The 12,702-nt window shown below is 39.8% G+C and carries 11 protein-coding genes; 3 read left to right on the top strand and 8 right to left on the bottom strand.

Translation table 11 applies throughout. From position 1 onward, the window contains the following. Positions 1-2 precede the first annotated feature (2 nt). On the bottom strand, positions 3-296 hold the full coding sequence (locus tag E0H94_RS18605; protein WP_131325021.1) for a hypothetical protein: 294 nt from the start codon (positions 294-296) through the stop codon (positions 3-5). Positions 297-357: 61 nt separating this feature from the next. Beyond that, positions 358-2,457 carry a TonB-dependent siderophore receptor gene (locus E0H94_RS02700; RefSeq protein ID WP_131325020.1) on the bottom strand — a complete coding sequence of 700 codons (2,100 nt, stop codon included), beginning with the start codon at positions 2,455-2,457 and terminating at the stop codon, positions 358-360. Positions 2,458-2,678: 221 nt separating this feature from the next. Between E0H94_RS02700 and lpxB the strand changes: the two genes are divergently transcribed. Next, positions 2,679-3,848 carry a lipid-A-disaccharide synthase gene (gene lpxB / locus E0H94_RS02695; protein WP_131325019.1) on the top strand — a complete coding sequence of 390 codons (1,170 nt, stop codon included), beginning with the start codon at positions 2,679-2,681 and terminating at the stop codon, positions 3,846-3,848. A gap of 17 nt (positions 3,849-3,865) precedes the next feature. Here lpxB and E0H94_RS02690 read toward each other — a convergent pair whose 3' ends face one another. After that, positions 3,866-4,789, bottom strand: a complete 924-nt coding sequence (locus E0H94_RS02690) for an AraC family transcriptional regulator (protein WP_131325018.1) — start codon at positions 4,787-4,789, stop codon at positions 3,866-3,868. Positions 4,790-4,976: 187 nt separating this feature from the next. Between E0H94_RS02690 and E0H94_RS02685 the strand changes: the two genes are divergently transcribed. Beyond that, positions 4,977-6,194: an alkane 1-monooxygenase gene (locus E0H94_RS02685; protein WP_131325017.1), complete on the top strand. Its 1,218-nt coding sequence runs from the start codon at positions 4,977-4,979 to the stop codon at positions 6,192-6,194. A gap of 76 nt (positions 6,195-6,270) precedes the next feature. Here E0H94_RS02685 and E0H94_RS02680 read toward each other — a convergent pair whose 3' ends face one another. The 5 genes from E0H94_RS02680 to E0H94_RS02660 form a co-directional block, all read right to left on the bottom strand. Next, positions 6,271-6,756, bottom strand: coding sequence for a GNAT family N-acetyltransferase (locus E0H94_RS02680; RefSeq protein ID WP_131325016.1), 486 nt, complete (start codon positions 6,754-6,756; stop codon positions 6,271-6,273). An 81-nt stretch (positions 6,757-6,837) separates the two neighbouring features. Continuing rightward, complete coding sequence (locus tag E0H94_RS02675; protein ID WP_131325015.1) at positions 6,838-8,037, bottom strand: acyl-CoA dehydrogenase family protein; 1,200 nt, start codon at positions 8,035-8,037, stop codon at positions 6,838-6,840. A 23-nt stretch (positions 8,038-8,060) separates the two neighbouring features. Then, positions 8,061-9,347 carry an acyl-CoA dehydrogenase family protein gene (locus E0H94_RS02670; protein ID WP_171462038.1) on the bottom strand — a complete coding sequence of 429 codons (1,287 nt, stop codon included), beginning with the start codon at positions 9,345-9,347 and terminating at the stop codon, positions 8,061-8,063. A gap of 233 nt (positions 9,348-9,580) precedes the next feature. Beyond that, positions 9,581-10,954, bottom strand: coding sequence for an ABC1 kinase family protein (locus E0H94_RS02665; RefSeq protein WP_131325013.1), 1,374 nt, complete (start codon positions 10,952-10,954; stop codon positions 9,581-9,583). Between the two features lie 147 nt (positions 10,955-11,101). Then, positions 11,102-11,404, bottom strand: a complete 303-nt coding sequence (locus tag E0H94_RS02660; protein ID WP_131325012.1) for a hypothetical protein — start codon at positions 11,402-11,404, stop codon at positions 11,102-11,104. Positions 11,405-11,686: 282 nt separating this feature from the next. Here E0H94_RS02660 and prmB point away from each other — a divergent pair, with 282 nt between their 5' ends. Continuing rightward, a complete protein-coding gene (gene prmB, locus E0H94_RS02655; protein ID WP_131325011.1) occupies positions 11,687-12,697 on the top strand; it encodes a 50S ribosomal protein L3 N(5)-glutamine methyltransferase in 1,011 nt (336 codons plus the stop codon). The last annotated feature ends 5 nt before the right edge of the window (positions 12,698-12,702 follow it).

The raw sequence follows: 12,702 nt of genomic DNA, 5'->3' as shown, positions 1-12,702 counted from the left end.
ATTTAGCCTATTGCAAAAAATAATAAAAAAAGAACAGCACATGATGCTGTACTCATTAGCGTGAGCTTCTTCAGTGATTGAATGCAGAAACAGGTCATCACAAAAACAACATAAAAAAGAAGACTGATGAACGCCGCTAAAAAGATTGATTCTGCTTTGGGTAAACTCAGATGGAACAGATGGGTTAAGGCTAAACTGAGTAAAGCACTACAAATAAAACCGAGTATGAAGGCTATAACAAAACGATACAGCACTTGAATACGGTAGGTCAGAGAAAGGGATTGTGCTTTACTCATAAAATCAATCGCTGTGGAAATGAAAAAAACCAAGCCTGATGCTTCAGGCTTGGCGGGGTCATTAATACTTAAATTTTAAAGCAACTGTGTAATTTGCAGAAGCCCCATAATAACCTTGACCGCCATAAAGACCCGTGAGGTATTTTTCATTGGTTAGGTTATTACCATTCACTTGCACTAATAGATTTTTATTTACTTCATAGCTTGCCATAAGATTGAATAAGGCATAAGCATCCTGCGTAACAGATGAATAAGAAGTGTCTTGAATATCATCTTGCCATTTTACGCTTGCACCCAGTTTAAGTTTAGGAATTTGCGGAACAGTATAAGAAGCTAAAGCATTGATGGTTTGAGTTGGAATATTGGCACGTGCTTTTTCACCCGATTCCATGTTTTTCAGGCTGAAAGTAGAGAAACCGAAGACTAGATCTAGATTGTCGGTGACTTTACCCGATAAACCAACTTCTACACCTTGGGAACGAACTGTACCAATGTCTGAAGAATACTTGTTATATGCTGCATCCCACAGTGGATTTAAGGCAAAATTATCTTCATCGGTTCTAAATACAGCAAGGTTACCTGTGAGCGCTCCATTTAGCCATGAACTTTTAACCCCGATTTCATAGCTTTCGCCCTCTACAGGAACAGCAGTTTTTTGAGTGGCTAGATCGATTACGGTTTGTGGTCTAAAGATCGAGGTATAGCTCATATAACCAGTATATTCAGGTGTGAAGTTATAGGTTAAACCCGCATAAGGTGAAACTTTATCTTCCTTGTATTCAAGCGTGTCAATTTCAGTGTAGTTTGCTCCTAGAAGCAGTTTTAAATCATCATTTAGATGTAAGCGGGTAGCGGTGTAAACCGATTTCATCACCCGTTCTTCTGGCGTAGCGGTGTAGAACTCGCCCCATGTTGGTTCTACAGGTGACCAACTTGCTTGATCTGTCGTGTAGGTACCTAAACTGCTGCCATAAGAATAAACACTTTGCGCAGTATATTTTGACCAGTTATAGCCAATATTGGCTTCGTGGCGCTGACCAAACAGTGGGAAAGTCCCTTGAATATCAGCATTCGCCGTAGTTTCTTTGAATGTCTGATTATAAATTTCAGGGTAAAGATAAATGCCTGAAGTATTGTCCGTGGCAGAAGGGGAGCCACTTAAATAGAGCATCTTGTCACGAACTTCAGATTCTTTCAGGTTGTAACCGAGTTTTAATTTCCAATCACCAGCAAGTTGTTGTTCGATATTGGCAAAATAGTTGTCAATTTCCCAGTCGTAGTACGTCCACGATGGTGCATAGTTATAGCTACGTGAATAACTTAAAGCTTCACCTTCAGAATTGACTAAGGGTAATGCACCCCATTGAGAACCATTGGCATACTGACGTGTTTTAGAATAGCCTGCTGAAGCCACCGTAGAATCAGTAAGGTCTGCCTCAAGAATCCCTTGAAAGCCATTCTTTTCTTCCGAATAACGGTCTAGGTATGAATTCCCTGTTTTTTCATAGCCAACCAAACGCCCACGCAGGCGACCATCTTGTGTCAGTGCTCCTGAAATATCAGCTTCATAACGCTGTGTATCCCAAGAACCATAGCTAATTCCTGCATTGGCTTGGAATTCTTTGGTTGGACGTTTACGAATGTAGTTAATCGTCGCACCTGGGTCTCCTAATGCATTGGTGAGGGCATCTGCACCTTTTACCACTTCAATACGGTCATAGAAATAGCTGTCGGCATCACTATTGTTGTAGTTGTAGCTATCTACCTGCGGAATACCAATGCCATCAACCAATATATTTGAAATGTCAAAACCACGTGCTGTATAAGTTGTACGATTGGTTTCCAGACCAGTTACTGTTACGCCAGGAGTATTGTTTAAAATATCTCGCGTTGAAGTCAGGTTAAAGTCATCCATTTGCTGACGTGTCACTACATTTACAGTCTGAGGTGTTTCCTGTGCATCAATATTCAGTTTGGTTGCACTGCTACTTTTTTTAACTGTATATGCTTTGCTTTGTTCAGAGCTTTGATTTCCCGATGAATTTGCTTGTAACTGAATTGTGGAGAGTGTTGCGACATTATCTTCAGCATAACTGAGGTTGATGTGAGCAATAGTTAAAGCAAGTAGGGAATATTTAAACAGCATAGGAGATTTCGACATGGATTAACATTAATGCAAATAATTATCATTAATTCTATTGTTACTATTGGTGATGTTCAATTGTGTAACTATTGTAAATATTGATTAAAAAAAATATCTTATGGCTAAATTAGATTTATAAATAGGCAGGTCGTGTTGTTTTGGCATATTGTTGAAATTTTTCAAAAGTTATAGCTATGCTAGAATATTCAGATGTTTAACTTTGAACAGAGCATAAAGTCTTGAACAACAAAAAACTAAAAATTGGTATTGTTGTAGGTGAAGTTTCTGGAGACACCTTGGGTGCTAAATTAATCCGCAGTTTTCGTGAGCAAGGAATTGATGCTGAGTTTGAAGGAATTGGCGGTCCTCAAATGATTGCGGAAGGCTTTCAAAGTGACTACCCGATGGATATTTTATCGGTCATGGGGATTGTTGAAGTCTTAAAAGATATTAAAAAATTATTTGCCGTGCGGGATGGGCTTGTCGAAAAATGGTCAAAAAATCCTGTCGATATCTTTATTGGCATTGATGCACCTGATTTTAATTTGCGCTTATCGAAAAGTTTGAAGCAAAAGCAATTGCCAATTAAAACCGTGCAATATGTCAGTCCTTCGGTTTGGGCATGGCGACAAGGGCGTGCACATGGAATTAAGGCCAACATTGATTTGGTACTGTGCTTATTCCCATTCGAAAAAGCATTCTTTAAAAAGTTCGATGTGCCCGCTGCCTTTGTCGGTCATCCTTTAGCGAGTGAATTACCTTTAAAAAATGATTTGATTGAAGCAAAGCAAGAACTCGGTTTAGCAATCAATCAAAAGCATATTGCATTATTGCCAGGCAGTCGCCGTGGTGAAGTCGAACGCTTAGGTCCATTGGTCCTCAAAGCCGGGGAAATTCTGAGCCAAAAGTATCCAGACTACGAATTTCTGATTCCAGCGATTAATGATGCACGTAAACAACAAATTGAACATTTACTGCAACATTATTCTGATGCTTTCCGCGCTAAAGTGCATTTATTGGAAAATACAGACACAGAATCTAAAATTGGTCGTCAGGTGATGAACGCTGCCAATATCGTGGCTCTGGCTTCAGGCACCGCAACTTTGGAAGCGATGCTGTTACACCGTCCGATGGTGACTTTTTATAAGCTTAATTCTTTAACTTATTTTATTGCTAAATTGCTGATTAAGATTCCTTATTATTCTTTGCCTAACATTATTGCAGGTAAAAAAGTAATTCAGGAATTGATTCAGAATAATGCAACACCAGAAAATTTGGCACATGAAATCGAAAAACTCATGAATATTGAAGTCGCGCAAATTCAAGTTATGCAGCACATTACCATGCATAAACAGCTTCTTTCGGGCAATAGTGAAGACCCTGTAAAAGCGATTTTAAGCTTGATCTAAATGTTTGCATGTGGGCGCTATTTCATAAATTGTTGGCGGTATTGCGTGGGTGTGAGATCAAACTGCTTTTTAAAGGTTTGACTGAATGCTGTTTCGGAAGCATAGCCCACCAAGTGGGCAATTTGCTGAATCGTATATTGTCCTTGTCTTAGGTATTGGGAGGCGATGCGTAGCCGATGTTGCTGCAAATACGCGAGAGGCGTTTCACCCACAATTTGACTAAATAATTGGGCAAATTTGGAACGGGACATACAGCATTGTTCTGCCAGTGTTTCTACCGTCCAAGCGCGTTGCGGTTGTCCATGTATGGCCGCTAAGGCATTGGATAATTCTGGATGAGAGAGTGCCGCTAACCAGTTGTTGCGATCACTCAGTTGTAAAATGTAATCGCGAACGCATTCTATAAAAAAAATACTCACCAAATGATCTAAAATCTTGTCACGACCTGGTTGAATTTGTAGTGTTTCTACCGCTAAAAACTGCAAGCCAATCTGTAGCCATTCAGGAATCGTTTGTCCGTTCATTTGATGTAGATGAATAGAGTGGGGTAAGGCATTGAGCAGTGGTCGCGCCATAATACTGTCCATATGGCAGCGGATTGCCAAGATGATAGTTTGTTTTCCTCCGCCTGAGCCAAACGTAATACTTTTTTCACCTGTTTCATCGAAACGATGGGTAATATTTAAGGTATCAACCAAAGGGCTTGGCGTATTAAAGGCAGTATGACTGCGACCAGAAGGGATTAAAATTAAATCGCCAGCATGGGCTTGAACTTGTGTGCTTGCATCTAATTGGATGATGGCATGACCTGCAACCATAACATAAGCGACCATGGAACTTTGATCTTGATATTGAAAACACCAGTCTCCTTGCGCTTTCAAATAAAGGTATTCCGATTTGTTCAGATGAATATCATCAAAAATTTTACTTAGAGCATCCATGTCTTTTCATTCTTTCTTATCTGCGGAAATATACAACGATGAGCAGTTTGTCATATGTGTTTATAGGTCATTGTTTATCAAGTTGAGCCAAAGACGATTACATAGTTTTTATGGACGGTTACTACTGTAGCTTGAGGACGAATTAAGAAAATATATACATAACAAGAAAAGAAGGAAAGGTTTGCAAATGAATGCACCAGTCAAAGTAACAGAACAGGATTCGATCCTGCTTCAAGCCAAATCTGGATTGGCTTTAGATAAAAAACGTTATTTATGGGCAATTAGTCCCGCTTTACCTGTGATTGGTATGGGAATTTTAGCAGGCTATCAGTTTGCACCACGTCCATTAAAAAAGGCTTTTGCTTTAGGTGGTCCCTTATTGCTCCATGTCATTATTCCAACTGTTGATGCATTCATTGGTAAAGATCAAAACAACCCTTCTGCTGAAGATGTGAAATTATTAGAACAAGATCCTTATTATGCGCGTTTGGTAAAAACTTTTATTCCACTTCAGTATGCAGCCAATGTTTATGCATGTTATTTGGTGGGACGTAAAGAGACATCTTTATTGGATAAAATTTTACTCGGTGTTTCTATGGGAGCAATTAACGGCGTTGCGGTCAATACAGCCCATGAATTAAGCCATAAGTCAGATCGCTTGGATCATATTTTGTCACATTTGGCCTTGGTCCCGACAGGCTATAACCACTTCCGTATTGAGCATCCATATGGGCATCATAAACGTGCGGCAACACCAGAAGACCCTGCATCCTCGCGTATGGGGGAAACTTTTTATGAGTTTTTACCTAGAACCGTGATTGGTTCGTTTAAATCTGCAATTGAAATTGAAAGTAATCGTTTGAAGCGTAAAGGCAAGACGTTTTGGTCTAAGGATAATGAGTTGTTACAAGGCTGGGGGATGAGTGCCACTTTTCATGCCAGCATGATTAAGATGTTCGGCACAGGTATTACGCCATATTTACTCACACAATCTTTATATGGCATTAGCTTGTTTGAAATTATTAACTATATTGAGCACTATGGTTTGTTGCGCCAGAAAGACGAAAATGGCAAATATGAGCGAACCATGCCTGAGCATAGTTGGAATAACAATAACATTGTGACCAATTTGTTCCTATATCAATTGCAACGTCATTCAGATCATCATGCGTATCCAACACGACCCTTCCAAGCTCTGCGACACTTTGATGAAGCACCAGAGCTGCCAAGTGGCTATGCCAGTATGTTGCTCCCCGCGATGATCCCACCATTATGGTTCAAAATGATGGATAAGCGTGTATTTAAACATTATGGCGGTGACTTAAATAAAGCCAATATTCATCCTAAGCGTAGAGCGAAGATTTTTAAGAAATTTGGTGTGATAGACAAATTACTGAACTCATAATGGTTTATACATCATTTAAAATTGAGCAAGTAATGACATCAATTTCAGAGGGATTGATGTCATTTTTGTGCGTATTTTAAAGTGTTTTTTCCATCCAGATTTCACAGGCATGGCTATGACCTGTATGACCTTTGGGTGCGGATAAGTGTTGAAAACCCAACTTTTCATAAAGTTTGACAGCTTGCCATAAAGATTCGGTTGTTTCCAAATAACAGGAACGGCAGCCTCTCGCTGAAGCGAATTCGAAACATTGTTCTAAGATTTGTTTGGCAAAGCCTAAACCTCTAATTTCAGGTAAAAAGTACATCTTTTGAATTTCAAGTGTTTCGTGATCACCACTAAGCGGTGAAAGTCCACCACCACCTAAAATTTGACCTTGTGCATTTTCAATGACCCAATACTGTGCATTGGGCTGAGTATAGACTTGATATAAATTGTCTAAAATAGGGTCTGCAACAGCAAAGCCAGATTCAGGTGCAAGGCCAAATTCTTTAGATACTTCACGAATAATTTGGGCAATTGCGGGATTATCTTGTTCTTGGAGCGTACGAATTTGAAACATTGGGTAAGCAAAGTATTTAAATGATGGATTGTTATAGCAAATAATCCATCATTTGTAAGGGCATTTTTAAGCGTATAGCACTTACTTTAACTCACTTGAACTTTTACCCAGTTCACGCCGTGCAATAATGAGCTGTTGGATTTGCTGTGTACCTTCAAAAATGTCTAAGATTTTAGAATCACGTGCCCATTTCTCTAAAAGCTCTGTTTCGTTATAACCAACAGAAGCGGCAAGTTCCACACACTTTAATGTAATGTCATTGCCAACACGACCTGCTTTGGCTTTTGCGATAGAGGCCTCTTTAGAGTTTGGTTTTTTATTGTCTGCCATCCACGTTGCTTTTAACATGAGTAGACGTGCGGCTTCCCATTCTGCTTCCATTTTATAAATCTGGGCAGCCAAATTAGAGCAGTATAAATAAGGGGTGGCATAGTTTGAATCAAGTTGATCCTGAAAAATTTCTTTGATGCGTTCTAAAGAGGCTTTGGCACATCCAATAGCCATCGCAGCGACCAAAGGACGCGTGTTATCAAAAGTTTCCATCACCCCAGCAAAGCCTTTTGCGACGTCAATTTCGGCATTACCGAGTAAGTTTTCCGCAGGGACACGACATTGCTCAAAACGAATCACGGCAGTATCAGATGCTTTAATTCCGAGTTTGTGTTCCAGTCGTTCAACCGTCATACCTGCTGTGCCTTTTGCGACGACAAAAGATTTGATGGCAGCACGACCAAGTTTTTTATCCAGTGTTGCCCAAACCACAACAGAATCGGCACGTTCACCTGAAGTCACAAAGATTTTTTCACCATTTAAGATGTAGTCGTCGCCATCTTTAGTGGCTGTGGTGCGAATAGCAGCAGAGTCAGAACCACAATTTGGCTCGGTGATTGCCATTGCCGCCCATGTGCCTTTAAAGCGTTCCAATTGTTCATCGTTTGCAACCGCGGCGATGGCTGAATTGCCAAGTCCCTGACGTGGCATGGACAGTAACAGTCCCGTATCGCCATAACACATTTCGATAATGCCCAATGCTGTAGACATATTGACGCCATTTTTATTGCTGTCGTCTTGTGAACCGCGTTTTCCTACCGCAGCTCCAGCGTTTATACCTTCACCACCGTCATTCATACCGTCGAGTAAGGATGCGAGCATATCCAGTTCTTTCGGGTAGGCATGTTCGGCTTTGTCGTATTTGCGGGAAATTGGACGTAATACATTTAATGCAACTTCATGGGCTTGGTCGAGTAAAATTTTAAATTTTTTAGGGTTTTGTAAGTTCATGGCTATTGTCCTGATTTATTGTTTTAAGCGTGTAAACCTGAATGTAAAATGGCCGTAGCACGTAAATCACGGTACCAACGTTCTACGGGATGTTCTTTGGTGAAGCCATGTCCACCCAAAATTTGCACGCCATCTGTACCAATTTTCATGGATTTTTCAGCGCAGAGTAGACGAGCAAGATACGCTTCACGATGATAAGGTTTACCTGCTTCTGCCAAACTTGCAGCATTCAACACCAGCATACGCATGGCATCAATTTCAATGGCCATATCTGCAATCATAAAAGCTACGCTTTGACGATGAGAAATTGGTTCACCAAAAGCTGTTCGTTCGTTGGCATAGCGAATACAGTATTGTTTAACTGCTTCACAAGTGCCTACAGCCATGGCACACCACATAAGATTTCCTAGATCTATAAAAGCGGTGTAATCGAAGTCATCGTCGCTTAAGCGTTCAGCTGGAGTTTGATTAAACTGTAAAGTCATGGTTTCCGTGGCTTTTAAACCCATTGCAGGATTTTTCTGAGCATGAATAGAAGTATCGCGTTTCACCACAAATACATCTGGTCTAGCTTGAAATTCAGCAGTTACAAGAAATACATCGGCAGTTTCACCCAACATCACCAGTGTTTTTTCACCACTTAAATAAAATTGACCATCAATGTTTTGAGCTTTGGTTTTAAGCTGCATTGGATTAAATGCGGGCGTATTTTCTTGGACGGCAAAACTGGCTCTAATTTCACTATCTTCAGCAAATGCAGATAAATAACGTTCTTGTATCTGTTTGGAACCCCATTGTGTTATGGCATTAATTACACTAAAGGTTGAGAGCATTCCTGCGGTTAGGCTGAAATCGCCTTTGGCCAAGTGTTCTGCAATTAAGATATGACTGATGATGTCTTTTTCAGTGGCAACACCACCAAAAGATTCAGGTAATGCATAATAATTTAAGCCTAATTCATCAATGTGTGCCCAGAGTTGCTGAGGGAATTGTTCTTGATGGTCGGCTTGATGGGCAAGCGGGTAGAGGACTTCTGCTGCAAATTGACTCATGGCATCACAGGTCATTTGCTGTTCTGCGGTTAAGCTTAGATCGAACAGAGATTTTTGCTGACTAGGTAGGCGTTGTTTAGCATGAGGTTCAGCACTATTAAAAACCTTTTGTGTTTTGCTTAGGGCTTTAAAACTGGTTTTAGAGCCTTGATATAATGATTTTTCTAATAATTTTCTGAGCTTAAGTTGGTCCAGAACGTCACTTCCGGCAATTTTTGTAATCAGTGATAAACCTAATCCTTGTGCCTTATTGAGCATATTTGTCATTATTTTTCGTTCCATATGAGCATAATTGCTATTTTTATGCTGACATGACGTTATATAAAAAACTATGTCATTGTTGACATACTCAATTGTCAAAGATAAACGGTAATCTAGTAGCAGGGTTTGTCTTAAGATACTGATTTATATTATGAATATTTGTGGTTGAATTGTCGAAATGGGGTGTGTATTGACTAGAATGACAAAGTTGCCATTCTAGTCTGAGTAAATTAAATAAAAGATTTAATCATGTCGCGGACATTGGTTTTGGCATCAATCACGGTCATAAAGGTATATGCCCCGATAAATTTTCGACTAATAAACATAAATTCTTTTGGGGGAACACTGAAATAACGGGAAGCCATTGATTTAGACGCTTGTTGCATCACTCGGCTATGCAACAGGCTTTTCTTCCAGTCGTAACGGTAATGTTCATCCATCACACCAACAGGTAAATCTTTGTTATTGGCAGGGCAGCTAAATGCTTCGGTTGCCAATAAGAAAACCTTCGCCATATCAGGCTTAATACTTTGCGGAATTGAGTCAAAGAAATCATAGCCAGTCATGGCAGTCACCATTGCTTGCGGATCATGCAGATAACCTGCATGAATAAGATTGCGAGCAACATTGAGTAGGTGCTGATCGAATTGACGAATGGCACCGAAGTCAAGCAACACAATTTGGTCAGGTTGCTGTTCACCATCTCCTAAGCGAACCAAGTAGTTGCCAAAATTAGGATCGGTTTGCATTTCACCCCATTCGAAAATCTCACGTACCGCAATTTCTAAAGAAGCTTCACCTAAAAGATTACGACGACCTTGTGGCAAGGAAAGCATCACGGGGCTGTTAATCGGCACACCACGCTCAAACGTCATGCATAGAATCTGGTTAGTACAAAATTCATCAACAATTTCTGGCACGATATAACGCGGATCATCTTTCAGGCGTTCAGCAAAGCGTCTGGTGGTTGCAGCCTCAATATCATAGCTTACTTCACGATGCATCATTTCGCGCACTTCATCAAACCACTGATCAAATTCGCGGGTTTGCGGCACCATGCGGGTCAATTTGAGCATGTTTTTAAACAAGCTCATATCGGAATCAATCGCATCGGCAACCCCTGGATATTGAATTTTCAATACCAGTTCTAATCCGTCTGATTTACGTGTCGCACGATGCACTTGTGCCAATGACGCTGTGCCCAGTGGCTCATGATCAATAGTCAGTTCATGAATTTTATCACCCAGTTGTTGCTCTAAATGCTGCTTAATTGCAGGCCAAGCCAGTGCAACGGTTTGGTTATTCAGGGTATTTAGAGCTTGAGTAATTTCTTCTGGCAAAAAATGTTCGCCATATAGCGCCATCATTTGTCCAATTTTTACAATTGAACCTTTTAGTTTGCCAATTTCAGCCACTAAATAGTTCGCTTGCTCTTTCATGGCTTGTTTACGTTTTTTTTCTTTTTCAGCTTCACTAGAGAACATTGATGTCGCATTGGATGCCGCCCAACGAGTTCCCGCCAGTAAGGATGCTTTTGCAATAGATAAGCGACGATCCATAGAGGAGGTTTTAAGTTGTTTGAGCTTATCATTCTGATCTGACATTCAATGCAATCCTTAATCAGCAATTCACAGAAAAGTTAATTGTAACGGATATTAACGTGTCTTCACGTATTAAAAAAGTTCAACTTGCTGAATGACGCGGTTTTTTTAGAACTGTATCTAAATTTATGCAGAATCAGAGCATTCTGCTTACAGGTGAAATTTTATTTTCAGTGCTTCTTTGTTCGAGAGTTGCACCTTATGGCTTTCAATATAGGTCGTAATCATGTTTTGCACGCTAATGTGAGTGAAACCATGCGCATAGCCTTTAACAATTACGATACTCGGTAAGCTAAAAAATAAATATTTTGCATCGTCTAGAGTGGGGCTATTAAAAACCTGATGTTCTGACAGTTGTTGCATTAAAAATAATTTTTCAGAAAGAATATCGGGCGATTCATTGTTCCAATAGTTTTGGCGCATTGCCATAAGATTGTTGTGTTTATAGCTCATATCAAGAAAAGGAGTAAATAGTGAGCTATATATAAGTCTCGAAAGTCCTTAATTCAAGTTGCTTTTCGCGAGAAAGGTTAAAGTTTTGTATCTGTTTATGAAGGTTCAAGTTTGGATAATTAAATGCATCCAGTAGCCTGATATAGACAGAATTTTAATGAAATTGCAGGTGATTGAAAAATGGAATGAAATAGAGAAGAAACACAGTTAAGCATTATAAAATCAGGCAAAACAAGGTATCATAAGCCGTTTTTTATGATTTTGACCTTGGAGACGCCTTAAGTGGATCGACCGACTATTAGCCCTGAACATTTACAGGAAGCCGCTGAAACCCTTACCACTATTCGTGATTTTATCCGTTTTGGGGTAACAGCATTACGTCAATACGATGCACACTTAGGTCAAGGTACAGAAGACTTTTTCGCTGAAAGTTCAGCATTGGTATTACAAACCTTATCTTTAGATTGGAATGCTGATTCAGAAATTTTGGATGCAAAATTATTAGCAAGTGAAAAAGCAGAATTTCTACAGTTACTTGAACGCCGTATTAACGAAAAAGTACCCACTTCATATCTATTGAACTTGGCGTATTTCTTTAATAAGCCATTTTATGTGGATGAGCGTGTATTAATTCCGCGTTCGCCAATTGCTGAACTCATTGAGAACCGTTTTGCACCCTACTGTTTAGATGAAAATGGTGAAATGCGTGCTGCGGACAATAATCTTCCAGTCAATACTCAACCTAAAACACCGCAACGCATTTTAGATATGTGTACTGGTTCAGGTTGTATTGCAATTGCGTTGGCTTATGCATTCCCAGATTCGGAAGTAGATGCTACAGATATTTCAAAAGAAGCATTAGAAGTTGCTTCAATTAATGCTGAACATCACGATAAACAATATCAAGTTGCATTATTAGAGTCAGATTTATTCGCTAAAATTCCTGCTGAAAATCAGTATGACTTAATTGTATCGAACCCACCGTATGTTGATGCAGAAGACATGGCAGATTTACCTGATGAATTCCGCCATGAACCAGAGTTGGCTTTGGCCGCTGGACAAGATGGTTTGGATTTAGTGCGTAAAATGTTGGCACAAGCTGCGGATTACTTAACTGAAAATGGTTTGATTGTCATCGAAGTGGGGAATTCTGAATGGGCGATGAAACAGAATTTCAATACCATTGATTTCCATTGGTTAAAATTCCAAAAAGGTGGTTCAGGCATCTTTGCTTTAACAGCTGCACAATGCCGCCAATTCCGTGATTTATTCATTCAATCTGTTCAAGCATAAGGAGT

Source organism: Acinetobacter sp. ANC 4173 (genome assembly GCF_004331255.1).
Taxonomy (GTDB): Bacteria; Pseudomonadota; Gammaproteobacteria; order Pseudomonadales; family Moraxellaceae; genus Acinetobacter.
This window is presented reverse-complemented; position numbering and strand designations above follow the sequence as displayed.

Excerpts from the sequence above, each read along its gene's own strand:
- E0H94_RS18605 (WP_131325021.1), bottom strand. The coding sequence starts at position 296 with ATGAGTAAAGCACAATCCCTTTCTCTGACCTACCGTATTCAAGTGCTG.
- E0H94_RS02700 (WP_131325020.1), bottom strand. The coding sequence starts at position 2,457 with ATGTCGAAATCTCCTATGCTGTTTAAATATTCCCTACTTGCTTTAACT.
- E0H94_RS02690 (WP_131325018.1), bottom strand. The coding sequence starts at position 4,789 with ATGGATGCTCTAAGTAAAATTTTTGATGATATTCATCTGAACAAATCG.
- E0H94_RS02685 (WP_131325017.1), top strand. The coding sequence starts at position 4,977 with ATGAATGCACCAGTCAAAGTAACAGAACAGGATTCGATCCTGCTTCAA.
- E0H94_RS02680 (WP_131325016.1), bottom strand. The coding sequence starts at position 6,756 with ATGTTTCAAATTCGTACGCTCCAAGAACAAGATAATCCCGCAATTGCC.
- E0H94_RS02675 (WP_131325015.1), bottom strand. The coding sequence starts at position 8,037 with ATGAACTTACAAAACCCTAAAAAATTTAAAATTTTACTCGACCAAGCC.
- E0H94_RS02670 (WP_171462038.1), bottom strand. The coding sequence starts at position 9,347 with ATGCTCAATAAGGCACAAGGATTAGGTTTATCACTGATTACAAAAATT.
- E0H94_RS02665 (WP_131325013.1), bottom strand. The coding sequence starts at position 10,954 with ATGTCAGATCAGAATGATAAGCTCAAACAACTTAAAACCTCCTCTATG.
- E0H94_RS02660 (WP_131325012.1), bottom strand. The coding sequence starts at position 11,404 with ATGAGCTATAAACACAACAATCTTATGGCAATGCGCCAAAACTATTGG.